The organism is Mucilaginibacter ginkgonis (assembly GCF_009754905.2).
Classification (GTDB): Bacteria; Bacteroidota; Bacteroidia; order Sphingobacteriales; family Sphingobacteriaceae; genus Mucilaginibacter; species Mucilaginibacter ginkgonis.
The window spans coordinates 1402415-1427697 of record NZ_CP066775.1 but is presented as its reverse complement, the minus strand read 5'-3'; the positions used below and the strand labels follow the sequence as shown (position 1 = coordinate 1427697).

General features: G+C 42.8%; 27 protein-coding genes. 18 read left to right on the top strand and 9 right to left on the bottom strand.

Annotation, left to right across the window (positions count from 1 at the left end; translation table 11 throughout):
* Position 1: 1 nt before the first annotated feature.
* The gene (locus GO620_RS06675; protein ID WP_157523703.1) at positions 2-268 is read left to right on the top strand and encodes a hypothetical protein; all 267 of its coding nucleotides are present in this window, start codon (positions 2-4) and stop codon (positions 266-268) included.
* Here the strand turns inward: GO620_RS06675 and GO620_RS06670 are convergent, their stop codons facing one another.
* Positions 269-712 (bottom strand): c-type cytochrome, encoded by a 444-nt coding sequence (locus GO620_RS06670; protein WP_157523702.1) that lies wholly within the window; start codon positions 710-712, stop codon positions 269-271.
* A complete protein-coding gene (locus tag GO620_RS06665) occupies positions 712-2004 on the bottom strand; it encodes a PQQ-dependent sugar dehydrogenase (protein ID WP_157523701.1) in 1293 nt (430 codons plus the stop codon). The genes GO620_RS06670 and GO620_RS06665 overlap by 1 nt, the downstream gene beginning before the upstream one ends.
* A gap of 266 nt (positions 2005-2270) precedes the next feature.
* Here GO620_RS06665 and GO620_RS06660 point away from each other — a divergent pair, with 266 nt between their 5' ends.
* Entirely contained in the window at positions 2271-3161 is an 891-nt protein-coding gene (locus tag GO620_RS06660) for a hypothetical protein (protein WP_157523700.1), read from the top strand.
* 174 nt (positions 3162-3335) lie between these two features.
* Here the strand turns inward: GO620_RS06660 and GO620_RS06655 are convergent, their stop codons facing one another.
* Both GO620_RS06655 and GO620_RS06650 read right to left on the bottom strand, forming a co-directional pair.
* Positions 3336-4286, bottom strand: coding sequence for an aldo/keto reductase (locus tag GO620_RS06655; RefSeq protein ID WP_157523699.1), 951 nt, complete (start codon positions 4284-4286; stop codon positions 3336-3338).
* A gap of 5 nt (positions 4287-4291) precedes the next feature.
* Positions 4292-4525, bottom strand: a complete 234-nt coding sequence (locus GO620_RS06650) for a hypothetical protein (protein WP_157523698.1) — start codon at positions 4523-4525, stop codon at positions 4292-4294.
* A gap of 113 nt (positions 4526-4638) precedes the next feature.
* Here GO620_RS06650 and GO620_RS06645 point away from each other — a divergent pair, with 113 nt between their 5' ends.
* The 4 genes from GO620_RS06645 (at position 4639) to GO620_RS06630 (ending at position 7154) form a co-directional block, all read left to right on the top strand.
* Positions 4639-5583, top strand: coding sequence for an MBL fold metallo-hydrolase (locus GO620_RS06645; protein ID WP_157523697.1), 945 nt, complete (start codon positions 4639-4641; stop codon positions 5581-5583).
* A 322-nt stretch (positions 5584-5905) separates the two neighbouring features.
* Positions 5906-6088: a DUF3820 family protein gene (locus GO620_RS06640; RefSeq protein WP_157523696.1), complete on the top strand. Its 183-nt coding sequence runs from the start codon at positions 5906-5908 to the stop codon at positions 6086-6088.
* A 108-nt stretch (positions 6089-6196) separates the two neighbouring features.
* Positions 6197-6853 (top strand): peptide-methionine (S)-S-oxide reductase MsrA, encoded by a 657-nt coding sequence (gene msrA, locus GO620_RS06635; RefSeq protein ID WP_157523695.1) that lies wholly within the window; start codon positions 6197-6199, stop codon positions 6851-6853.
* Between the two features lie 64 nt (positions 6854-6917).
* Complete coding sequence (locus GO620_RS06630; RefSeq protein ID WP_157523694.1) at positions 6918-7154, top strand: hypothetical protein; 237 nt, start codon at positions 6918-6920, stop codon at positions 7152-7154.
* Positions 7155-7213: 59 nt separating this feature from the next.
* Here GO620_RS06630 and corA read toward each other — a convergent pair whose 3' ends face one another.
* Together corA and GO620_RS06620 are read right to left on the bottom strand one after the other, a co-directional pair.
* Positions 7214-8329, bottom strand: coding sequence for a magnesium/cobalt transporter CorA (corA, locus tag GO620_RS06625; RefSeq protein ID WP_157523693.1), 1116 nt, complete (start codon positions 8327-8329; stop codon positions 7214-7216).
* Positions 8329-8943, bottom strand: a complete 615-nt coding sequence (locus tag GO620_RS06620) for a WbqC family protein (protein WP_157523692.1) — start codon at positions 8941-8943, stop codon at positions 8329-8331. Before GO620_RS06620 ends, corA begins: the two co-directional genes overlap by 1 nt.
* A gap of 37 nt (positions 8944-8980) precedes the next feature.
* Between GO620_RS06620 and GO620_RS06615 the strand changes: the two genes are divergently transcribed.
* On the top strand, positions 8981-9865 hold the full coding sequence (locus tag GO620_RS06615) for a lysophospholipid acyltransferase family protein (RefSeq protein ID WP_157523691.1): 885 nt from the start codon (positions 8981-8983) through the stop codon (positions 9863-9865).
* Complete coding sequence (locus GO620_RS06610) at positions 9858-10901, top strand: glycosyltransferase family 2 protein (RefSeq protein WP_157523690.1); 1044 nt, start codon at positions 9858-9860, stop codon at positions 10899-10901. The genes GO620_RS06615 and GO620_RS06610 overlap by 8 nt, the downstream gene beginning before the upstream one ends.
* Here the strand turns inward: GO620_RS06610 and GO620_RS06605 are convergent.
* Positions 10879-13389: a mechanosensitive ion channel family protein gene (locus GO620_RS06605; protein ID WP_157523689.1), complete on the bottom strand. Its 2511-nt coding sequence runs from the start codon at positions 13387-13389 to the stop codon at positions 10879-10881. The two genes, GO620_RS06610 and GO620_RS06605, sit on opposite strands and share 23 nt — an antisense overlap.
* A 46-nt stretch (positions 13390-13435) precedes the next feature.
* Positions 13436-13852 (bottom strand): type II 3-dehydroquinate dehydratase, encoded by a 417-nt coding sequence (gene aroQ / locus GO620_RS06600; protein ID WP_157524320.1) that lies wholly within the window; start codon positions 13850-13852, stop codon positions 13436-13438.
* Positions 13853-13950: 98 nt separating this feature from the next.
* Here aroQ and GO620_RS06595 point away from each other — a divergent pair, with 98 nt between their 5' ends.
* Positions 13951-14793 carry a site-specific tyrosine recombinase gene (locus GO620_RS06595; RefSeq protein WP_157523688.1) on the top strand — a complete coding sequence of 281 codons (843 nt, stop codon included), beginning with the start codon at positions 13951-13953 and terminating at the stop codon, positions 14791-14793.
* Positions 14794-14834: 41 nt separating this feature from the next.
* On the opposite strand, the gene prmC is transcribed toward GO620_RS06595, so the two are convergent.
* Entirely contained in the window at positions 14835-15710 is an 876-nt protein-coding gene (gene prmC / locus GO620_RS06590) for a peptide chain release factor N(5)-glutamine methyltransferase (protein ID WP_157523687.1), read from the bottom strand.
* A gap of 22 nt (positions 15711-15732) precedes the next feature.
* Here prmC and ribD point away from each other — a divergent pair, with 22 nt between their 5' ends.
* From ribD to GO620_RS06545, 9 genes are all read left to right on the top strand, one after another.
* On the top strand, positions 15733-16779 hold the full coding sequence (gene ribD / locus GO620_RS06585) for a bifunctional diaminohydroxyphosphoribosylaminopyrimidine deaminase/5-amino-6-(5-phosphoribosylamino)uracil reductase RibD (RefSeq protein WP_157523686.1): 1047 nt from the start codon (positions 15733-15735) through the stop codon (positions 16777-16779).
* The gene (locus tag GO620_RS06580; protein ID WP_157523685.1) at positions 16776-17642 is read left to right on the top strand and encodes a DMT family transporter; all 867 of its coding nucleotides are present in this window, start codon (positions 16776-16778) and stop codon (positions 17640-17642) included. Before ribD ends, GO620_RS06580 begins: the two co-directional genes overlap by 4 nt.
* Positions 17642-18253: an IMPACT family protein gene (locus GO620_RS06575; RefSeq protein ID WP_157523684.1), complete on the top strand. Its 612-nt coding sequence runs from the start codon at positions 17642-17644 to the stop codon at positions 18251-18253. The genes GO620_RS06580 and GO620_RS06575 overlap by 1 nt, the downstream gene beginning before the upstream one ends.
* An 84-nt stretch (positions 18254-18337) precedes the next feature.
* The gene (locus GO620_RS06570) at positions 18338-18616 is read left to right on the top strand and encodes a hypothetical protein (RefSeq protein ID WP_157523683.1); all 279 of its coding nucleotides are present in this window, start codon (positions 18338-18340) and stop codon (positions 18614-18616) included.
* A gap of 85 nt (positions 18617-18701) precedes the next feature.
* The gene (gene mgtE, locus GO620_RS06565) at positions 18702-20051 is read left to right on the top strand and encodes a magnesium transporter (RefSeq protein WP_157523682.1); all 1350 of its coding nucleotides are present in this window, start codon (positions 18702-18704) and stop codon (positions 20049-20051) included.
* The gene (locus tag GO620_RS06560; RefSeq protein ID WP_157523681.1) at positions 20052-21041 is read left to right on the top strand and encodes a PD-(D/E)XK nuclease family protein; all 990 of its coding nucleotides are present in this window, start codon (positions 20052-20054) and stop codon (positions 21039-21041) included.
* A 1-nt stretch (position 21042) separates the two neighbouring features.
* A complete protein-coding gene (gene bioB, locus GO620_RS06555; RefSeq protein WP_157523680.1) occupies positions 21043-22053 on the top strand; it encodes a biotin synthase BioB in 1011 nt (336 codons plus the stop codon).
* Positions 22054-22136: 83 nt separating this feature from the next.
* Positions 22137-23393: a putative DNA modification/repair radical SAM protein gene (locus GO620_RS06550; RefSeq protein ID WP_157523679.1), complete on the top strand. Its 1257-nt coding sequence runs from the start codon at positions 22137-22139 to the stop codon at positions 23391-23393.
* Positions 23390-24148: a TIGR03915 family putative DNA repair protein gene (locus tag GO620_RS06545; protein ID WP_157523678.1), complete on the top strand. Its 759-nt coding sequence runs from the start codon at positions 23390-23392 to the stop codon at positions 24146-24148. Before GO620_RS06550 ends, GO620_RS06545 begins: the two co-directional genes overlap by 4 nt.
* The last annotated feature ends 1135 nt before the right edge of the window (positions 24149-25283 follow it).

The following is a 25283-nucleotide window of genomic DNA, read 5'->3' as shown; positions in this document are numbered from 1 at the left end:
TATGAAAAACATCGATTTTAACGAAATAAAAGACGCCTATCAATTGATTGACGGCGCTAAAATAAAAGGCAAGAATTACGACGAAATTTTTGAATTGGGCGTTTACGATGCCAATAAGCGCGGTTACACTTTGTATCCGTTCGAAAATGGCGTACGCTATGAAGACTTTTGCGTTATCGTTTCCGAAAGCGAGCTGATGAACAATTACCTAGTTGAGGGATTAAACGTAAACCTGCCGATAGACGAGCAGCAGCGCTTATCAGCTTAACTATTTTTTCTTGGTCCTAAGCTTAGATACCTCCTCAGGTAACACCGCCGACGCTTTATTTCCAAAGCTGCTGCGAACGTAAGTAAGCACATTGGCTATGTCCCTGTCGCTCAAAAAGTCGAATGACGCCATTACATTGTTGTAGGTTTCGTCATCTATCTCTGTGGCGCTAAGTCCATTTAGCACAACTTTAATGATGCGGCTTTTATCGCCCTCTATCCATGATGTTTTTGACAGGGGCGGATTCATTTTTTGCACGCCAAGCCCGTCAGCCTGGTGGCATGATACACAGTACTTTGCGTAAACGGCTTTTCCAGACAAGCCCTGTACCGGCCCGTTGGTTGGTGTGCCTATATGGGTTACCGGCTTTTTCGGTTGTGCGCTCACGTTAAAAAGCACCGCCGAAAGGGCGGTGCTGAGTATGATCGAAAATATTTTGGTCATTATTTTTTGTAAGATATTTTGTAGATGGCACCTTTGCTGTCATCGGTCACATAGATAGAACCATCTGCAGCTTGCGCCAATCCGCATGGGCGGTGTTCGGCACGGCCGGAAGCTGTCTGTTCTGCAGAACCTGAAAATCCATCAGCGAAAACTTCCCATTTACCATCAGGTTTGCCATTTTTAAATGGCTGAAACACTACAAAGTAACCTGCTTGCGGCTCAGGTGCCCGGTTCCATGATCCGTGAAACGCAATGAATGCACCATTTTTATAGCGCTCGGGAAATTGATTGCCGGTGTAGAATAACAAACCGTCTGGTGCCAGGTGTCCGGGATATGCAGCTGCCGGATCGATAGCGTTTTCGCCGCCGGTCTTTTTACCATCTCCGCCATATTCGGGCGCTAATATTTTTTTGTTGACTAACTGGTCGTAATAAATGTATGGCCAGCCGGCATTGTCGCCTTTGTTAATAGCATACAAACACTCGGCAGGTAAAATGGCAGATTGCTGCACAGTGTACATATCGGGATACAAATCATGCAATTGATCGCGGCCGTGCTGCATCACAAACAACTGGTTGTTCTGCTTATTCCAATCCATGCCCACAACGTTGCGCAAACCTGTAGCATAACGCACTCCGTCTCCATAGTGCTGATTTAATTTATCAGCCTTGAACTGCCAGATACCGCCCGCCGAATCCAGAACAGGGCAGCCCTTTTGTCCCGGCGAATCTTTTTGGCGGTCTTTAACCTGGCAAGCGTTTGAGTAGGCACCAATATTTACATAAAGGTTCCCGGCATCGTCAAGCAAAATGGCCTTGGCCTCATGCTCGTGGCGGCTCAGCAAACCGCTAACCACTGTTTCGGGCTGTGTGCCCGGTTCAACTTCATTTTCAGCATTCAGCTTATAGCGGTAAACGTTTTCATCTGACGAAGCATACAGATAGCCGTTCTTCAAATAGATACCGGTACCCGGAAACGCGGTAATGCCAGCCTTTTGTGTGGTAGTACCGTCGCCATTATCGTGTAAAACAACAATGCCTTTGCCATCGGGCTTGCGGCGCGCGTTGTAATTGATCTTTACAAAAATGTCGCCTTGCGGACTTGCTGCAATGTGCCGGGCCGTGCCCAGATTATCGGCTATGATCGCGGCGCTGAAACCTGCCGGAAGTTTTAACCCTGCGGCAGCAGTTTCTTTGTTGTCGCCCGGTTTGTTTGACAGGCATTTAAAAGATAATAACGCAACAGTAGCCACAGAAAGCACTGCCAGCGCAGATAAACGTCTTGTTTTCATGGATGATTGGTGAGTGAACTCAAATTAACAGATTATACCTCGATAAGTAAAATAAGTTTTAAGGCAATAGAATGTATTGGTGTAACAATATTCAGACAATTTAATTTGGCTGGGAGATGCGTGATCTGTGTTTTACGGAATTATATTTTGCAATTTTTGGTATTAGTAAAACTATGACTTGAAATAGGTAAATACTACAAAATAATTTGCAAGTGTGGTTAAACCTTGAGCCTGTTTGTATCGTCATACATGCAAATAACACGAAAATGAAAAAGTTAACAACAATTATGGCAGCAGGTTTAGCTGTATTGGCTTACCACACTGCGAGCGCACAAGTAGGTTTACACGTAAGCTTAAATCTTGGTGGTGTTGGCGTACATGCCGTATACAACCAGGCTCCTGTTCAATATGTTGATAACGCTTACGGCGACGATTATTACTACCTGCCCGATGTTGAAGCGTACTACAGTGTACCACAACATTGCTACTACTACAATGATGGCAGGCAGTGGGTATCAGCAGCGTATTTGCCGGGCCGTTTCCACGATTTTGACTGGAGAAATGCCCGCAGGTACGAGATAAGAGGCGAGCGCCCTTTTATGCACCACGACATGTACCGCACCCGTTATGGCGGCTTCGACCAAAGAGGTGGTGGTTTTGCAGACAACCGTTTTAACAATCGCGGTGGCTTTGACAGGCCAGGGAACAACAGGGGTTTCGATCGCCCATTCGGTGGCAACTTCGATAACCACGACAGAAGGTATGATAATGGCGGACAGTTTAACCGCGACCAAAACCGTGGCGGATTTAATCAGCCACAAGATAACCGTGGCGGTCAGTACCAAAACGACCAAAACCGCGGTGGTGGTAACTGGAACAACCAGCAACCTGCAAATGGCGGTCAAAACAATGGTCAGTTCAACGGTGGCCAGAATCGTGGCGGCGACAGGAATAATCAGCAGCCATCAAATAACGGCGGACAAAACGGTGGGCAGTTCAATGGCGGTCAAAACCGCGGAGGTGGTATGGACCAGCAACCCGCAAACGATGGCGGACAGAATGGCGGCCGCAACGGGCAAGGTGGTATGAGATCAGGAGGAATGGATAACCACTTTGCTGCAAACCAAATGGGTGTTGTAAGGCCCCCAAGATTCTAAGCAATTCCCCAACATATATATAAGTGAAAAGGCGGCCGATGCTATAAGGCCGCCTTTTTTTGTGTTGTAAGTTTATGTCATGCCGAACTTGATTCGGCATCTCACATTGAATTCCTTTACACAGTAAACCTATCTTTGGGATGCCGAAACAAGTTCGGCATGACTTCTTTTAGATCAATACGCACTCGCTTCGTCGAGCTTGGCAACAGCTTCGGCACTTAAATTTAATTCTAAAGACTTTAAGATCTGTTTCAGCTGATCAACGCTTGTGGCGCTGGCAATAGGCGCGGTAATGCTTGGCCGTGCTATAAGCCATGCCAATGAAACTGCCGCCGGGGTTGCATTATACTCCGCGGCGATATCATCTAAGGCGGCTAAAATACGTTTGCCGCGATCGTTAAGATATTTACTCATGCCGCCGCCCCGTTTGCTTTTGTCAAAGTCGGCTTCGCTGCGGTACTTGCCGGTCAAAAATCCGCTGGCCAGCGAAAAATAGCTAATAACACGCAAACCTTTCTCAAGGCATATATCTTCATACTGCTTCTCGTAATCCTGGCGGTTGTAAAGGTTATACTCCGGCTGTAAGGTCTGATAGTTTGAAAAACCTTTTGCAGCGCCCGCAGTTAATGCTTCCTTTAACCTGTCGCCCGAAAAATTGGAAGCGCCTATAGTCCGCACTTTTCCTTCTTTAATTAATTTCTCAAAAGCTTCGAACGTCTCATCAAACGGCGTATTAGAGTCATCCTCGTGCGACTGATATAAATCGATATGATCTGTTTGCAACCTGCGCAGCGAATCTTCCGCGGCTTGGGCGATATATTTTGCCGAGAGGCCTTTCTTGTCACCACCCATAGGTTTGCCAACTTTCGTGGCGATGATGACGTCATTCCGCTTACCACTTTTCTTTAACCAGTTCCCAATCACAGTTTCAGATTGACCGCCGGTGCCGTTGTTAGCCCAGGTAGAATAAACGTCTGCCGTGTCTATGAAATCCATGCCTTCGCCTGCAAAAGCGTCCAGCACTTTAAATGACGTTTGTTCGTCTATCGTCCAGCCAAAAACATTACCTCCCAGGCAAAACGGTGCAACCTTGATGCCCGATTTTCCTAACTCTCTCTTCTCCATCACAATTATCGTTGTATTAATATCTGCTCTGCTAATTCATCGGCCCACCCGGTAAAATAGGGGTCTGTGCCGCCCACCCGTATCCATTGATCATTATCTTTCGCTATGATAAGGTGAATGGTGTCGTCCACAGATTTAAATTCATAAGCTTCGGCATAACCTGTCGCGGCAATAGTCTTTGCCACACCTTCAACCGGTCCGTCAGACCCTGTAAGCACTACATCGTATCCTGTTTCCATTATATTGTTTTAATACCTGCGGCAACAAGCCGCCACTCTTTTTGTGTGTGGTAATACAGCTTTTACAAAACCATAACATTAAACAGCTTGTTAGCAGCTAAACCAGTTAATAAATGATTAAGAAGAATAACGTCAGTTTTTTCCAGGTCGCGCAAGGCGTTTGGGGAATGAAGCTCACCTTTGTTAATATTTATATGATAGCCAACCGCCGGGGCGTTGCCAAAGGTTGGGTATTGGTAGATACGGGGCCAAAGCATTCTGCAGACAAGATCATTGCCATGGCCGAAGCATTGTTTGGTGTTGGTACAAGGCCGTCTGCAATTGTTTTAACTCACGGCCATTCTGACCATACAGGCTCTCTGGAAGATCTTTTGAAACACTGGAAAGTGCCCGTTTATGCCCACAAGCTAGAAATACCTTATTTAACCGGTCGCGCATCGTACCCGCCGCCCGATCCTACAGTTGGTGGGGGAGTGATGAGTTTGTTCTCTGTTTTATTTAGCAGAAAACCCGTTGATATCAAGGGAAAGATAAAAGAGATCGATACAGATGAAGGCATACCCGAACTTCCGGAATGGAAGGTGATAGAAACCCCGGGCCACTCGCCGGGACACATATCTTTGTTTTTACCATTAAATACTACGCTGATAGCAGGTGACGCATTTTCGACCACCAAGCCCGAATCGGCCATTTACGTTTTAAATTATATCAAGAAGATATCAGGTCCGCCGATGTATTTCACGCCCGACTGGCCATCTGCAAAACGTTCCGTAGAAACATTGGCCAATTTGCAACCGCGGATAGCAGCACCCGGGCACGGTCCGGTAATGAGAGGGAGGGAACTACAACTGGCGCTTGCAGATCTGACAGAGAACTTCGACGAAAAGTCTGTCCCTGATAGCGGGAGATATGTAGGCGACCCGGCGCGTTACGATGAAAACGGGTTAGTATATGTGCCGCCGTTTAAAGTGAATCATAAGTTTTTAGCCATTGCAGCCGTCACAGGTTTAGCTGTAGGTTTAATAGCAACTGCCGGCGCAAAGAAGCTATTTAATTGACGCAAAGTAAAGCTGCAGACCTATTGAAAAATTGCGGTGACAACGCTTTGTCAGTGTAACACGTGTTACAATATGAAACACTTTTTCGGTTAAAAGCAGCGATCGCGTTACACTGACATGATTGTGCAAGGTTGATAATAAGGCAATTACAATGCTGACAAAATGCTGTCAGATACTAATAAGTCAGTATTTAGGGGGAAAGTGTCACATGTTACACCCGTCCGTCAGCTGACGGATCAGTAAAGATGTTTTATTTTACATTTACCGTGTGGAGAATGTAACGCCGGATCATACCGTATTAATTGAGCTTTTAAAAACCCGAATGCCGTTTGGAAAATACAAAGGGACTATCATTGCCGATCTGCCGGTTTATTATTTAGAATGGCTGCATAACAAGGGAATGCCGCCGGGCAAATTGGGCATGCTACTCTCTACCACATATGAGATAAAGATAAATGGTATGGCGTCTTTACTTTTCCAGTTGAAGCAAAAGTTAGGGCAGTAAGCCCCCTCCTTCGGAGAGGGTTTGGGAGAGGTTTGTTGCAATTGGCTTACAATCCGCACTAAACCATGGCGATAGTGATTTCGTTTATAATATAAATCAATGAGAAGAATGAAAAGATTTGCAATGTATATGCTGGCACTTGTTGTGCTGGGGAGTTGCGCTAATGCGCAGGAGTCGGCTTCTAAAAATAGTTTTGCTGCCGTTCCGGCACCAAAGGCCGGTGAAGAGGTTGCCACATTTGGCGGCGGTTGTTTCTGGGCGATGGGCGAGGCACTTAATGAATTAAAAGGGGTGCATAGCATTGTGGCAGGCTTTGCCGGCGGTACAAAGAAAAACCCAACGTATGAGGATGTATGCACCCGCACAACCGGCCATGCCGAAGTTGTACAGGTTTACTACGACCCGAAGGTGATCAGCTATGCTACCCTGGCAGAAGCTTTCTTCTACGCACATAACCCAACCGAGCTGAACTACCAGGGTCCGGATGAAGGTACAGACTACCGCTCAATAGCTTTTTACCGCACTCCCAAAGAAAAAGCCACCTTGCTTGAAACCATTGCCAAGGTAAATGCCTCAAAGCATTATAATGGCAAAGTGGTAACACAGGTTGAGCCATTCAAGGTATTTTACCCGGCAGAGAAATATCACCAGGGGTATTATAGGCTGCATGGCGATAGCCCTTACATACAGTCGGTATCGGTACCTAAAGTGCTAAAGATGCGTGCCGCGATGAAGCAGTACTTAAAACCCGAGTTTCAGAAATAAAAACGTTGCTGCGAACAATCGGTAAGTTCGGCGGTTATTAAAGTACAACCAAACAACGAATACCATGAGAAATCCCGAAGAAGAAGTTGCTCAATACAACGACGACAACGATAACCCAAGAAACAGCAGCAACGACCAGGAGAACGCCCAGACCTTAGAAAGCGATCTATCTGGCGATGGCACAGACTCTGTAGACAGCGGCGAAGTTGAAGCTGATACTGATGCTATAGATGTTGCCAGCAGGGCAGCAGAGCCGTCATACACGCTTAATCTCAGCGAAGACGATCAAAAATCTGAATAAACTAAGTGAGTAATAGTTTTTTAAGAAGGCCAACCGTTAGCTAACGGTTGGCTTTTTTGTTATAGCTTGCTGAACCAGCCCTTTTTGGTAAAATACCATAATTGCACCCCTGCTATCAATATCATAATAGCAACGCAAACAGGATAGGCATGGTGCATATACAACTCGGGCATATTGTCGGGTATTACATGGCCTTTGTCATCCTGCCGCTGAAAATTCATGCCGTATATACCGGCGATAAAAGTTAAGGGCATAAAGATAACGGAGATAATGGTCAGCACTTTCATGATCTCATTCATGCGGTTGCTCACCATAGACAAATACAGATCCATTACACTTGTGGTAATCTCTTTATAACTGTCGGTCACATCCATAATGTGTATACAGTGGTCATAAGCATCGCGCAGGTAGGTTTTTACTTCGGGAGTTATTAATGCGCTCTCGCTGCGGATCATATCGTTTATCTTATCGCGCTCCGGCCAGCTTACGCGCCTCATCATAATCAAGGCGCGCTTTAAGTGCTGGCTATCGTACATGATGCTTTTGTCCGCCTTCTCATATAAACGGTCTTCTAACGTATCCAACGCTTCGCCGATGTCGGCCAGAACAACAAAGTACTGGTCTATGATGGTATCCATCAAAGCATAGCACATATAACCGGGCCCTGCTGTGCGGATGGCGCCTTTGCCGGCCTTTAAACGGGTTACCACAACATCGAAGCGTTTTTCATAATTCTCTTCAAACGTGATGATGATATCATCCTTAACTATCGCCGCGAATTGCGAACTGGTGATCTCGTGCTTATCATCAAACTCGATAATGCGGCTGGTGGCAAAAACATAACCATCGTACTCATCAAACTTGGGGCGCTGGTGCGTGTTGGCGATGTCCTCTAAAACCAAAACGTTTATATTCAGCAATTCGCCGATCTTCTCGATCAGCTGCGCATCGCCAATGCCATTGATCTTTATCCAGTGCGTATGCTTCGGGCATTTCTTAAACTGCTTAAGGATAACCTCGATATCGCTTCCGCTAGATGATTGTACCTCGTCGGCATTGTAAGAATACACCACAATTTTGGGCTTCAGTGCGTCATCAGGGAAAGTTAAAGTTCCCGGCATGTCGCCAACCTTGCCTGTGAATTTTGCTTTTAAGTGATGCCTGTTGGTATTCATTAAAGGTAGTTGATAGCTTGCGGCCCCTGGTTAAATAGCAGATCGACTATGCTTAAATTTTTCAAGAAGCCGTGCCTGTCTTCAAAAACCTGAAAGTATGGCTTTTGTTCAAAAGCCTGCTCTTTTTTGGCGCTTATGCTTGATCTGTAGTCTTGCACACTTTCCGGGTAATTACGTTCATAGTCGGAAGTATAACTGATGTTTAATTTCATCTTCATCAACTTGATGATCAATTCAAGCAACTGCTGGTTATAGTCGAAAAGAAAATCAAACCGCTTTTCGTAGAATGGAGCAAAATCGTTTTCGTAATATTCGAAATAAGCCGAGCGGCGGTAACAAGCCTGCAGGCTCATCCAATGCAATCGCTGCCAGCGAAAATCATAACTAATCTTTACATCTTTTACAGAAGTATGCACTTTAGAACCTTTGACCACCGGTACTACCAGAGAAAGCGCGCCATCAGGCGTGTAAATATTTGCCCTGTTGCGATATGTCTGCTTTGGGAAGTGTTCGTGCTGCTCAATCCAGATGTCAGACTTAAAATCATTCAGCACCTTAAAATATTCAAGCGGGGGTAGATAAAACATGGGCAGCAAAGCGCCATTCTCGATCATATCACTTATGTTTGTAAATTAACTTTCGCCGAAATTAATGATTAAAAAAGCGCTGGCAAGCTTAGTTGTTTTCTTTTTATACCTTCTTTCGCTGCTGCCGCTAGCTGTACTGTATGTATTGTCAGATGTATTATACATCGTTACGTATTATCTAATTGGCTATCGCCGCAAGGTTGTTGCCGAAAATCTTAAAAATTCATTTCCTGAGAAAACGGAGGCCGAACTAAACACAATCAGCAAAAAATACTACCGTTACCTATGCGACCTGATGGTGGAGACAATAAAACTATTGACCATGTCTCAAGCCGAAGTAACTAAACGTGTCGATCTTTACAACACGGCATTTTTAGAAGAAACTTTAGCATCCGGCAAAAGCATTATTTGCGTAAACGGCCATTATGGTAACTGGGAATTAGGGGCACTGCGGCTTGGGCAAATAACAAACCACAAGCGCATAATTGTTTACAAACCAATTAGCAATGAAGCAGCCGAAAGCGTGTTTACACGAATGCGGAGCCGTTTTGGCGCTACCCTGGTGCCAATGAAAAGTATCCTGCGTACGTTAGTTGCGCTGAAAAACGAGCCTACTATCAGTGTATTTGTTTCTGACCAGACGCCTGTAAAGGAAGAAGCACATTACTTTACGCAATTTCTTAACCAGCCGACCGCGGTTTTTCTAGGTATTGAGAAACTGGCTACTACATTTAACTCTACAGTTGTATTTGCTGACGTGAGGGTATTAAAAAGAGGTTACTATTCTTGTACATTTGTCCCTTTATTTAACGAACCTAAGCAAACTGCTCAATACGAGATCACAAATACGCACGTGCACCATTTAGAAGAAATGATAAAACGGGAACCACAATATTGGTTGTGGTCGCACCGCAGGTGGAAATTTAAACCCGAGCCTGCCAATGCCTAACCAGCCTAAAGTTGCCGTTGTGATATTGAACTGGAACGGCCTTAAATATTTAAGCCGTTTTCTGCAAGGCGTAGTTGATTCTTCTTATCCTAACCTTGAAGTAATAGTGGGCGACAATAACTCATCTGATGGCTCTGTAGAGTTTCTTAAGTCACATTTCCCACAGGTTACGGTAATTCAGAATAACAACAATTATGGCTTTACAGGCGGGTATAACCGTGTGCTAAAACAGGTTGATGCCGAATACTTTATTCTGCTAAACTCTGATATTGAAGTTAGACCGGGATGGATAGAACCAGTCATCAATATGATGCAGGCCGATGATAGCATTGCCGCGGCTGCTCCAAAGATTAAAGCCTTTAGTCAGCAAAATACCTTTGAACATGCAGGCGCCGCCGGTGGTTTTATAGACAGATTTGGCTATCCATTTTGCCGCGGCCGGATCTTTTACGAAGTAGAGGAGGACAAAGGCCAATACAATACCTCGGGCGAAATTTTCTGGGCATCGGGCGCGGCATTATTTATTAAAAAGAAATGCTGGGAAGAAACCGGTGGTTTTGACGAGCAATTCTTTGCTCACATGGAAGAGATAGATCTGTGCTGGCGGTTGAAAAATCAAGGCTATAAAATTATGTACTGCGCCGAATCTGAGGTTTACCACGTAGGAGGGGGTACCCTGGACAAGGAAAATCCCTTTAAAACTTATCTTAACTTTAGGAACAACCTGCTGCTGCTTAAAAAAAACTTACCGGCATACAAATCTGTACCGGTTATAACTTTACGTTTTTTTATGGATACGCTGGCGATCGCGCGTTTCATGAATGAAGGAAAGCGCAAAGATGCCTGGGCTGTTAGCCGTGCGCATCAGAATTTTGTACGAAAATTGTTCGCCGGTAAAAAGGAACGTGGGCATGTACATCACCCGGCTAATAAAGAGGCAAACCTTTCAGGTTTGTATAAGCGGAGTATTGTGAAAGATTTTTTCTTGAAAAAACGAACGCACTTTAACGATCTCAATCCTCGGGATTTTTTATAGGCAGTGAGGTGGTTGTGTCGACTATATCCCCAGTCAAATTGCCGTCTCGTTTCAACGCTTCGTCTAAGCCGTCTGTATGCAAATGAATGTTCCGTTGCGGAACCGATAATTTAATATCATTCTTTGCAAAAAGTTCATAAATGGCTGATAAGATATTGCTCTTCAGTTGTGTCCATGTGTTAATGTCAGCGGCCCAAAAAGATATCCTGAAATCAAGGTTGCTTTCACTCATGCTGTTTAAAAAAACCACCGGTTCGGGTATACTCATAATGTCTTCACGGTTCTTCAGCATTGCTAGAAGCAGGTTTTTAACATTGGCTATATCTGTTCCATAAGCAACGCCAATAGCTAATTCTGCCCTGCGATTGGTGTTGCTAAGTGTCCAGTTGATTACCGGTTGCGATATAAAGTCGCCATTAGGGATAATCACCTCAGCGCCATCACCGGTAAGAATTTTACTTGAACGGATACCGATCTCTTTAATCGTTCCTGATTTGTTCGCAACTTCTATTATATCGCCAACTTGTACGGGTTTCTCAAAAGCCATGATCAATCCTGATACCAAGTTATTGACAATGTTTTGTAACCCGAAGCCGATACCAACACCAAACGCGCTTATGATGATCGTAATTTTATCTAAAGGAACACCCGAAGCAGCCACCGCCAATAAAAAGCCCACGGCAAAAATGGCTAGCCTGACCAGCAGCATAGATGTTTTTGCTTTTTTATTCTTGCCCTGACTTTCGCGGCGCTGATCTGCAGAGTCGTAAAAATAACTTATGACACGAGCCACTAACGATGCAAGCCATATTACGGCGATGAAAATTATAATGCTGCCGAAAGTAAATAAGGTGCCGCCTAATTTTCTGGACTTGGTTAGAAAACTACCTATACTATCATATAGCGCATCTTCCACACTTAAATTTTGCGCCAGCATTATGATCCATAAAATAGCGGCGATGGTATTCAACGCATTTCTGAACCTGCGCTGTAACACCTTAAAATCCAGGTAAGAGCTAATTACACTTTCTCCCTTGTTGGCCTCCAGCTGCAAAAAGAGACTTTGCATAAGGATCTGCACAAAAAGAAACAGGCTTAAGCCAAGCCATAAATTGAAGGTTGTGGTAACCGCAATGATTTTAGCAAGCGTAAAACGGCCGGTGATGTTGCAAAGAGCGGCAATTGCTTGCAACGCGATGTAAATTTTTAACACCGATTGCGTATACGGAGGATATTCTTCTGCATCGGTAATTGTTTTTAGGAACCGGTAAGCTATAAACACGCTTGCCAATGATAATACAAAGATAATTAACCTGTCTGTAGTGGAAACTTCTACAAAGAGATTGCTGATACCGAACAAAACTGTGATCCAAAGCAAATGCTGTAGAAACAACCGCATGGGTTGTGGCGACGTTCTTCTAACCAGGAAGAAAACCGCTATAACAGAAACCAGCAATACACATTCCAGAAAAACAGCCGGAGGGTGATCATAAAAATATGGCTGTATGATAAATGCTACTATAACCGCACATAAAAAAGGCTGCCTGGCTACATAACCTGTTTGATCAAGTATTTGTTTAGGATTATCTCGTTTACTGAAGATCTTTCGCCGGTTTGAAAATATCCATGTAAAGAAGGATACCAAAATAATTAAACCAACTAAATGTATAAGGGTATCGCGGCTTAACATATATTTAAGCAGCTTATAATTCATGTTGAAAGTATCTTCAAACGCCGAAAAGAACGTAATACCAGGCGTATTTTTCATTGCCCAGATATAGTCATACTCATCTGAAAATGCCCTAACGCTAAAGTCCCTTATCTTCGCGTTTATCTGATCTTTTTCATCTAGGATGGATATATAGATGTCTGCGACCCGGTTTTGTAATAAGCCTACCTTAAGCAGTGCGCTTTTGCTTAGTGAGTCGAGTTTGCGATGTTTAGATAAGATGGCCTTTATTGGTGCGTCGGTCGAACGTTGTAAGCTGGTGTCAATAGGCACTACCTTAAATACAGTATCTCTCTTAATTTCAGAGAGGTCGTTTCGCATTTGCACCAATTTGCTGTTGTATTTAGCAAGTTGATCCTGCCAGTCATCCAGTTGATCTTCTACATGCGTTAAAATATCACGAATAGCATACAAGTATCTTAGCGTATTAGATTTGTCTTTGTCTACCAATACTTTAATATCACCTATGCGCTTTTCGTATCGGGGCAACTGCCGACTTATCTGCACAGTATCAAAGCCTTGTTTTATGCTAACGCTTATCTGGTTGAAGGAATTACTGTAATACTCGACCTTCTGCAATAAGCTATTTAAAGACGTGTCGGATTTTTTGAGCGATCTGATTAACGAATCTCTTTTGACCACACTGGCACGCAGCGAGTCTGATACGCTACGCTTGTAATGGCGCTCTTGCGCATAACTGCTATTAAAACAGCACGTTAACAGGAAAAGTAAAAGTATCGGCCTGTAAATATATTTCATCAACAAACGTCTCTACAAGCGAGCGAGCCGTTTTGTTTGTCGGCATCTACTTGTTAAAATACTGCAAAGCCAGTTTGTAAGACTCTAAACCAAAACCGGCAATTACGCCTACGCAATTAGCAGCCAGCATAGACTTGTGACGAAACTCTTCGCGCTTGTATACATTTGAAATGTGTACCTCAACAACGGGTGTGCTTATTCCCGCAATGGCATCCGCAACGGCAATGGAGGTATGGGTATAGCCACCGGCATTGATGATTATGCCATCAGCAGAAAATCCAACCTCATGCAGCTTGTCGATCAGCTCACCTTCTTTGTTGCTTTGGAAATAACTGATGTTGACTTCCGGGAATTGTTGTTTCAAACTATTGAGATAGCTGTCGAAATCCTGTTCGCCATAAACAGACTTTTCCCTCACGCCAAGGAGGTTTAAATTTGGTCCGTTGATAATGTGTATATTCATCATTTCAAACTTAGTTATTAAATAGCGGTAATTAAAATCAGGTGGATTGGGGTACGGCAATAAAGGGTTTCACAAGCTATTTAAAGTTAGAGCGGGGCATGGCCGCCAATTCGATAAACGCTTACATCAGTGATTTAGATAAGTTACAGCAATTTTCAGTAAATGAAGAAGTTATACTAACTCCTGACAAAATTAAACTTGCCGATCTCAGGCGCTTTTTGACGTGGATAAGCGAACTGGGTATGCTGCCAACATCGCAAGCCAGGATACTGAGCGGGGTTAAATCGTTTTATAAATACCTGCTGCTGGAAGATGAAATAAAGATCAATCCAGCTGAGCTTTTAGAGTCGCCGAAGACCCGCCGTAAATTGCCCGATGTACTTAGCAAAACAGACGTCGACAACCTTATAAACGCCATCGATCTTTCTAAACCGGATGGCGCCCGCAATAAAGCAATTCTTGAGATCTTGTACAGCTGTGGTCTGCGCGTTTCTGAACTAACGGAGTTGCGCATATCTAATCTATACCTTGAGATAGAGTTCATTAAGGTATTGGGAAAAGGCAGTAAAGAGCGTTTAGTACCCATTGGCAGACCGGCAACAAAGGCGCTGGAGATTTGGCTTAACGAAGTGCGGGTGCATATCTCCATAAAAAAAGGGGAGGAAGACTTCGTATTTCTAAACCGGCGAGGCAGCAGGCTTACACGTGTATATATTTTCATGCTGATAAAACAGTTGGCCGAAACCATCGGCTTAAAGAAAAAGATCAGCCCGCATACTTTCCGTCATTCATTCGCTACCCATTTGGTCGAAGGTGGCGCCGACCTTCGAGCGGTTCAGGAAATGCTTGGCCACGAAAGCATCACCACCACAGAGATCTATACACACCTTGATAACGATTATTTAAAAAGTACCATAAGGCAATATCATCCAAGGAGTTAAGCCCCCTAGCCCGCTAAAGGGGGAGTAGAGGTGTGTATAGGTCAAACTCCCCCTTTAGGGGTTAAAGGGTTATTAGCTTTTACCATCCGATCTTTCCCTCTGATGTCCTGTCTTAATTCAATGTCTCTAAATCCTTTACCCGTCATCATATCAATGGTTTGTTGAGCAAAACTTTCATTGATCTCGAAGAAAAGTAAGCCATTGCTATTTAGGTTTTGTAAAGCGAAGCTGGCAATAGCTTTATAAAAGAGCAAAGGGTCATCTTCCGGTACAAACAAAGCGGTATGTGGCTCAAAATCGGTCACATTAGTATGCATCTGCAGTTTATCGCTTTCAGTAACATACGGTGGGTTGCTGACGATCACATCAAACTTATTTTCAAAACTTAACGCACCCTCATGTAAAATGTCGGCTTCAATAAAATTTATATCGACGTTGTTCTTAACTGCGTTTGCACGGGCAATTTCAAGAGCATCAGCAGAAACATCTATAGCCAAAACGTTTGCCTGTTTTAATTCATGTTTTAAACTGATAGCGATACAGCCGTTGCCGGTCCCGATGTCTAAAATGTTAAAATTTGGTTGCTTGACCGTTTCAATGATCCAGCTTACCAATTCCTCTGTTTCCGGCCGGGGAATAAGTACGGCTGGGCTTACATCAAAGTCGAGCCCATAAAATTCAGTATGGCCAAGCACGTACTGGGGCGGCATACCCATCTCAAGTTGCACAGATATAGCCTCCATGCGGCCTTCCTGGACGTTAGTAAGTAGCTCGTCGCCGAAAGCTTTAAGCTTCGCTTTGGAGAAACCGGTAACGTCGCCTAATACAAGCATAGTAATGGCTTCTGCCTCAACACTATCATAGTGCTTGTTTAATTGCCGCCTTAAAGTATTACTGGCTTCCTGCACGGTTTTCATGCAACAAATATAAATTTGTGCAATGGATCGGCATAACATGTACATGCAGCGCTGCATTGAATTAGCACAATTAGGTGCCGGTTATGTTAGCCCGAACCCTATGGTAGGTGCTGTTATCGTTTATAAAGACAAAATAATAGGCGAGGGCTATCATCAAAAATATGGTGGGCCACATGCCGAAGTAAATGCTGTAAATGACGCGTTGACGAAACATCCAGATGCTGAGCAATTATTAAAGCAGTCGACGATCTACGTTTCTCTTGAGCCATGCGCGCATTACGGAAAAACCCCTCCCTGTGCCGATCTCATCATAAAGCATCAGATTCAGAAAGTTGTAATTGGCTGCCGCGATCCGTTCGACGCTGTTAATGGCAAAGGCATAGAAAAACTGATGGCAGCAGGTGTAGATGTGCAAGTAGGTGTACTGGAGCAGGAATGCGAAGATTTGAACAAGCGCTTTTTTACCCGCGTTCAAAAACAGCGTCCCTATGTGATCCTAAAATGGGCGCTGACTGCAAATGGGTATTTTGCCCCGGCAGATGGTTCACAGTTTTGGATAACAAAACCCGAAGCAAAAACACTGGTTCACAAATGGCGTGCAGAAGAGAATGCCATTTTGGTTGGCAAAAACACCGTATTGGCAGATGATCCAAAATTGAATGTACGTTACTGGACAGGCAATAATCCCAAAAGAATTGTCATAGATCGTAGCCTGGAAATAGATCAATCCTTCGCGATATACGATCAAAGCGTTGAAACCATTATATTTAACGAAGTTAAAACCGGTATTGAGGGCAAAGTAAAATACATAGCGTTAGAAGATTTCGACAAGTTTGTTCCTCAATATATTCTGTTTCAATTATACCTGCAAGACATCCAGTCGGTTATCATAGAAGGGGGCGCACAAACTTTAAATAGTTTTATTGAAGCCGGTTTATGGGATGAGGCACGGGTATTTACAGGAAGCGCAATGTTGCAGAATGGCGTATTCGCACCACTAATTGGGGGGCAGCTTTTTGAACATACGATGGTCGGTAATGACATGCTTAAAATTTATCACAATAAATGATCTATATTTTATTAGCCATTTGTTTTAGTGTTACGGTATCTGTGCTATTTAAACTGGCACGCCGGTACAGTATAGACGTCTTTCAGGCTATAACCTGGAACTACTTTACGGCGATATTACTTACCTGGTTATTTTTAAAGCCACAGTTTTCGCAACTTGATGGCGCGCCGGTTTATTTGTACAGTATCCTGGGGTTTTTACTACCAACATTATTCGTCGCCGTTGCAGCGTCAGTACGTGTTACCGGCATTATGCGCACAGACACGGCACAACGGATATCATTGATAGTTCCCATTGCGGCAGCATATTTTTATTTTAATGAACAACTGTCAGCTGTTAAAATTGCAGGCATAGCTGTCGGTTTTATCGCTGTATTATTGCTATTAAGTAAACCAGGCCGGCAAACACCTAACAGGACAGGCGGTTCTGTCTGGATATACCCGCTTATTGTTTTTCTTGGTTTTGGCTTGGTAGACATATTGTTTAAGCAAGTTGCGCTTACCAAAACTATCTCGTTCGGCACCTCACTTTTTGTTGTTTATGTAATTGCTTTCGCGCTATCTATCATTGGTTTGTTGTATCTCATTATCTCGGGCAAAGCGCGCTTTCAGTTCAGATACATTGTTTTTGGTTGGATATTGGGCATCGCTAACTTCGGAAACATTTTGTTTTACGTAAAAGCGCACCAATCGTTTTCAAAAAGCCCTTCCATAGTTTTCTCTGCCATGAACATTGGTGTAATTACGCTTGGTACGTTAATAGGAACAATTATCTTCAAAGAGAAAACCAGCTGGTTAAACCGCATAGGTATTGGCCTAGCCATTGCCGCCGTAATCATCATTACTTATAGCCAGTTGTCTTAATGTTATTCGACGATAGTTACAAGACCGTAGCTGCCGCTGCCGAAGGTGTTTACAATGTTAGCGGCAGCAAGTTTATCGCCTATGTTATTCCACTAGACAGCGAAGCCGGTATAAAACCCGCGGTAGCAAAGATCAAAGAGTTGCAGCCCGGCGCATCACATTATTGCTGGGCTTGCAAGTTTGTGAATGAGCAATCTAACGGGCGCGTAAATGACGATGGCGAACCCGCAGGTTCTGCAGGCAGGCCTATTCTAAATCTCATCTTATCGAAACAGCTAAATAATGTATTGATAGTTGTTGTGCGCTACTTCGGGGGCACTTTGTTAGGCATCCCCGGACTTGTTGCTGCCTATAAAACCGCTGCGCAAAATGCTTTAGTCAATGCGCGAATGGTTAAAGAAGTATTCCGTGATTTTTACCAAGTTGAATTTGACTACGCCAATTTGAACGAGGTGATGAGACTGATTAAAGATGAAGATCTTGGGGTGACAGAAAAGTCCATCGATAACAGATGCGTCCTCACCGTCGGTATTCCAAAACTTAAAGTAGAAGCAGTGTTGTCAAGACTTGATAATGCTTCCTTAAAGGTGGTGTACCTTTATAGCAAATAGCGCTAAGATAAATTCGAATATTTTTAGCAATGTTAAAACCTTTAGGATAGACAAAGGTTAATAAGTGGCTAAAACCTGTAAACCATGACCTCTTTACCTATCGGAATTTACGTTGAAGACGAAAAACGTTTCGAATTTGACTTCGTTAAACACCTTCTTAAGATTTCATTCTTTAAAGAAACCCGCCCCGCAGGGAGCATCGTTTCGCCGTTCAGGATAGTGAAAAATAATGATGATTTATATTTATTGATCCACAATTATGATCGCTTAGGCGAACGTAAGATCAAGATCGAATCGATAGGTGTAAATAATTTATCTATCAGTCTTGACGATCAATCTTATCGCCTGCAAAAAGTGGCTTAGATAATCTTACTTATATAAAAAAGGGCAGAGGTATCTGCCCTTTTTTTGTTGAATAAGGTTTTTAGAATGCCTATTTTGTGCAGGTATGCAATCGTTCGAGATCAATAAAGCCGACCTTTTAAAAATAAGGACCGCCCTTGATGGTGATGATGCCGAAATTCTTAAAGTTTTAGAAGAGTATCACGCTTCGGAGATCGCCATTTTGTTCGAACGGCTGAACCCCGATCAGCGGCAAAAGATCATTAACGTATTGCCTGCTGATGTGGCTTCGGAGATCATTTCTGAGATGGACGAAGAAGATCACCCGGAGCAGATACTTTTTAACCTTCACCCGGAAAAACGCTCGGAGATTATCGAAGAGCTGGATTATGATGATGCCACTGATATCATTTCTCAATTAGAGGTTCATGAGCAGCAGGAGGTGTTGGAAGATCTGGACCAGGAGGACGCGACCAACATTCGCACACTTTTAACCTACGAGGAGGACACCGCCGGCGGCTTGATGAATTCTGATGTTATCAAGATCAACGTCAGTTTAAACAAGAAAGACGCATTGGATGAGGTGATCCGCCTTTCCGAGGAGATAGAAGAGTTTTATACCATCTACGCTGTAGATGATTACGATACCCTTCAGGGCATTGTATCACTAAAAGATATCATAAAAGCGCGACCCGAAACCATGGTCGCCGATTTGATGAAGACAGATTATGTTTTTGTGCGCGCGGATGTCGATCAGGAAGAAGTTGCAAAATTGATATCGCAGTATAACCTCACAAGTATTCCTGTTGTAAATGATTATTTGAAATTGTTAGGGCGTATTACGGTTGACGATATCATTGATGTATTGGAAGCCGAAAGCACCGAGGACATCTTGAAAATATCCGGTGTATCCGAAGACGAAGAACTAAGCGGTAATTGGAAAGACGCGGTCAAAAGCCGTTTGCCGTGGTTGGTTATAAATCTGGGTACCGCTTTTCTTGCTGCGTCGGTTATCAGGCATTTTGCGGGTTTAGAAGCAAAGCTTCCCATCATTGCAGCTTATATGACCATTATTGCAGGCATGGGCGGCAACGCAGCCACGCAGGCGCTCGCCGTAACTGTACGGCGTATTTCGCTTAACGATCTGACAGACGCGCAGGCATATCGTACAGTGCTGAAGGAATTTACGGTCGGCTTAATTAACGGCGCCGCCAATGGAATAATTGTTTTAGTGGTTGCACTTTGGTATGATGCCAACCCTTTATTAGGGTTGGTTCTATTTTTAGCCATGACCGGCAATCTCATTGTAGCAGGATTAACCGGCGCAACTATTCCGTTGGTTTTAAAGCGGGTAGGAATAGACCCGGCTGTGGCATCATCGATCATCATCACCACATTTACAGATTGCATTGGCTTTTTATTGCCTTTGTGGCTTGCATCTTCACTTTTATTATAGATGGATTCGCTTTTTACAAAATTATATAGTTATCGTCAAAGGGAAAATAAAGGTGATTTAGAAAACTTCTCTACCGAACTATTTGCGCATTGTTTAATGGATGACGTTATTTTTCAGAAATCTTTTATGGATTTTATTGGCTGTGATGAGTTAATAGATAATATTTCAACTCAGCAGTCTTACCCCAAATTTGGAAGACCGGATATTGAAATTAATACTGAAACTTTTATTATACTTATTGAGAATAAAGTAGAGTCCACTGAAGGCATTAATCAGTTACCTAGATATGTAAATATTCTAGAGCAATCTGAAAAAAGAAAAATTTTAATCTACCTCACTAAATTTTATGAACAAAAAGAAATTTTTAGCGAAAAAATTAATTTTCAAAATATAAAATGGTGGGATATTAGTAATTTGATTGATCGGGACGAAAATAATATTATAACAAATTTATTTGACGAATTTTTATTAGAAAATAGAATTGCAATGGATAATAATTTTGAAAATTTAGACATAGTAAGCTTGGAAAATATCTCGAATGTAATTTCAAAAATGGATGAGGTTATTGATTCTGTGAGAGATTATTTTTCAGCAAGGCTGGGTGTTTTTTCGAAAGATTCATCAAGAAGTACCCGTTTGGGTGATGGAGCTTATTATACCTATAAAAGCATTGGAACACCACATAAATTTAATATCGACTTGGGTTATTATTGGTGGAATGATGAACCTGTGCAACTGGGTGTAAGGATTTGGATTCCATTTAAGATGAATGAAAAAGATTATATCACTAGTTTTTTTAGGAAAAACCTCGATCCGTTAAAATGGCAGGAAGATTCGTGGGGGAAAAATATCGCATTCAGTAATTATTGGAGTTTAAATAAAATTATTGCATTAGAAGATGATCAATTACCTTTAATGATAAAGTTTTTGAAAGCATGTATTGATGAATTGAGTAGGTTAAAATCATCAAATTCGCCTATATTTGAATAATATGATTCAAATACGACACGACTGGACCAAAGAAGAAATTTCTGAAATATATTATACCCCATTACTTGACCTTATTTATCAGGCGGCAACCATTCACCGCGAAAACAAGGATTATTCTGAAGTACAGATCAGTTCACTTATCTCCGTAAAAACAGGCGGCTGCCCGGAGGATTGCGCTTATTGCCCGCAGGCAGCGCGTTATAATACAGGTGTTAACGTACATGCCATTTTGCCTAAAGAAGAAGTGATCGCTGCTGCCGAGAAGGCGAAGGCAGGCGGCGCTTCGCGTTTGTGTATGGGCGCTGCATGGCGCGAAGTGCGCGATAACCGCGACTTTGATAAAGTGCTGGAAATGGTTACCGCTGTTAATGGCTTAGGCATGGAAGTTTGCTGTACACTGGGTATGCTAACAGAAAACCAGGCTCAGCGCCTTGCTGATGCAGGTTTGTATGCTTACAATCATAACCTTGATACCTCTGAAGATGATTACAAACGTATCATCACCACCCGTACTTATGACGACCGTTTAGACACTATTAAAAACGTGCGTAAAGCTAAGATCAGCGTTTGTAGTGGTGGTATTATAGGACTTGGCGAAAGGGAAGAAGACCGCATTGCCATGCTTAAAACGCTGGCGAACATGCCCCAACATCCGGAGTCTGTTCCGGTAAACGCGTTGGTGCCGGTACAAGGTACGCCGTTGGCAGATCAGCCGCGTGTTTCTGTTTGGGACATGGTACGCATGATAGCTACAGCCCGCATTATTATGCCTAAAACCGTTGTGCGCTTATCGGCAGGCCGCACAGAAATGTCTACCGTTGAACAGGCGTTATGCTTTATGGCAGGCGCCAACTCGATATTCGCAGGCGAAAAACTTTTAACTACACCAAACCCATCTTTCGATACAGATATGGCGATGTTTGAGCTACTTGGCTTAACCCCACGAAAGGCATTCAAAAATGGCAGGCCGCAGCAAATTCCGGTAATTGAAGAAGAAACGATTGTTGCGTAATACTTTCAGCCGCTAAATTTTTTACTGAAAAAATAATTTATTTCATCATTCTTAATACTAAATATTTTAGTATTTTTGATTTGATGAATGCAGAACGGATTACCGAGAAACTAAACATATTAGCCGATGCGGCTAAATATGATGTATCATGTTCTTCGAGCGGGAGCAAGCGTAAAAATAAGGATAAGGGTTTGGGGAACGCCAGTAATGGCATTTGCCATACCTATACAGAAGATGGGCGATGTGTTTCGTTATTAAAGATACTTCTTACCAATGTTTGTATTTACGATTGTGCTTATTGCGTTTCGCGAAAAAGCAATGATATAAAACGTGCTGCATTCACCGTTCAGGAGGTAGTTGATCTTACTATAAGTTTTTATCGCCGAAATTACATTGAAGGCTTATTCCTTAGCTCGGGTATTTTTAAAGATGCCGATTATACGATGGAACGTTTGGTGCAGGTAGCCAAAAAGCTGCGTACTGAGCACAATTTTAATGGTTATATTCATTTAAAAAGTATACCGGGAGCAAGTGATGAACTAATGCGCGAGGCCGGGCTATATGCCGACCGTTTAAGTATTAATTTAGAAATGCCTACGGCCGAAGGTTTGAAATTACTGGCGCCCGATAAAGACCGCCAGGACATGATTAAGCCAATGGGCTTTTTAAAGAATGAGATCATTCTAAGGTCAGAAGAAAAAAAGCTTTTTAAAAAAGCACCGATTTTTGCTCCCGCGGGGCAAAGCACACAAGTTATTATCGGCGCCACACCTGAGACAGATCAGCAAATACTTTCTATGGCCGATCAGTTTTATCGCGGGTTTAAATTACGCCGGGTTTATTATTCAGGCTATGTTCCGGTAATAAAAGACAACCGCTTGCCCGCATTAAATTCTGATGTACCTATGGTACGCGAAAACCGGTTGTATCAGGCAGATTGGCTAATGCGTAATTATCAATTTAATGTAAATGAGATAGTTAACGCTAATAATCCTTTATTAGATTTAGATATCGATCCAAAACTTGGGTGGGCCTTGAGAAATCTTAATGTTTTTCCGATAGATATTAACAAGGCTGATTTGCAAGTGATTTTACGCGTACCAGGTATAGGTGTTCAGTCTGCAGAAAAGATTGTTAGCGCACGTCGCTTTGGCAAATTAAATTGGGACCAGCTCAAAAAAATTGGCATTGCCATAAACCGCGCACGATACTTCATCACCTGTCACAGTTCTAAGTTTGAGAGGCGGGATCTTACCGCAACGGCCATTAAGCAATATATCCTGGCAGAATCGAGCAGTAAATACTTAAAGAATAGTTCTGTTCAATTAGGTCTATTTTGATAACCACCCTGATATACGATGGCACCTTTGAAGGCCTGTTAACAGCCGTTTTTGAAATTTATGAACACCGGCTTGATCTGGTGCGCATTAAAAAAGGGGAGTGGCTCAATACCGCGTTATTCGAAAATACAATTAAGGTAGTAACTGAAAATACCCGTGCTGACCGTGTGTTAAAAGGTTTGAAGCAGAAGCTTTCTGCAATGGGATTGCAAAGGTTATATGCCGCCCATTTAGCAGAGATGGATGGCGAGGACGATAATTTGTTAGGGTACATCCGTTATGTGTTCGACTCGTCGCAAAATGTAGAAGAAGACTACGGCAATAAATATGTGATGCGGGTGTCTGAAATTGTTAGAAGTGTACGGCGCGAGCGACATCGTATGGAAGCCTTCATCAGGTTTAAAGAACTTAAAGATAATACGTATTACGCTACCATAGAGCCCGATTTTAATGTTTTGCCGCTATTGGTTAAGCATTTTAGAGACAGGTATGCCGATCAAAAATGGATCATTTATGATATAAGGCGCAGCTATGGAGTATACTATGACATCCACGATACACAATATATTTCTCTTGACTTCGCCACGCTTGATCCGGGTAATGCGATCGCAGCCTTTAATGAAAATGAAGTGCTATATCAGGATCTGTGGAAGAATTATTTTAACAGCGTGAATATTCCGGCGCGTAAAAATACCAAGCTCCATTTACGCCACGTACCTAAAAGATATTGGCGGCATCTCACCGAAAAAATTTGATAAGCATTCGTTTTTCAAGATTACTTTTAATAAGAAAATCAAGGTATTTTACATAAAATGTTGATAAACTATATGTTAATATTGCATTAATAAAAAACTGTTACAATTCATAACTTCTTGTTTATCAAGGTGTAAGTAAATGTTAATAAAGTGGCAATTATTGTGGATTTCTGGTTTATAACTTCTGTTTTATTTTCTTGCAGAAAGGCATTGACGCACCTACCTTAGAAATATCGGAAACGACGTACTTTGAACAGCCCCGGGATACGGAAATTGAATCGGGCGAACCTTCGGGCAAGCTAAAGATCAAGGGAAGTCCCTAAGTTACTGCAGAAATTAGATCGCCAAATTAATGAACGCGCAAGCGTAAATTATAAGAGTGAGATCACTTCGAGGTCAACACTGAACAATACCCGACACTTAGCGCAAGCGAAAGACCGGTGAGTTAAAGATCACTTAGAAAACGATAATCACGTCGGCTTTAAAAATGGTGCAGGCAAATTTACCAGGGGTACTGCTTTACGCAATACTTTTAGGAGAATGGTGTATACAGCGGTGGTCGGGCTAATATTTACGTTTAGGCGTTTAATGAGAGCAGGCCGGTTAAAAATACTATCAAGCGGTTCAGATACTTTGAACCCGGCTATGGTTGGGCGCAGAGTTAAAAACGGAGGCATCGTCTGAAAAGAAGGTGTCTCCGTTTTGCTTTTCCATATGTTCATATTCAATTTTTATCAAAGGCAAATCTAGCGGGCGCACCAACCCAAACGAACATTTGTCTTACTAACTTTCGTCAGCATACAGTGCCCAGCCGGGGCCGACAGGTTAATTTCTGAAAGCTGTCTAAATTCTCCACCAAAATGCAGTAAAATACTACCGCAAAAATAATCTCGCTCATTTACAGTGTTTTAATAAATACTTTACAATTATTTTAAATTTTCACTTGACACGTGTTGATATAAACTCCATATTGCAAACATCAAGAACGACGTACTTTGACAGCCTTGAGATACGGAAATTGAATCGGGCGACCCTTCGGGCAAGCTAAAGATCAAGGGAAGTCTCTAAATGACTAAGGAAAAATCAAGCACTAAATTGGTGAGTGTGTGAACAGGAACCATAAGAGTGGAAGTTT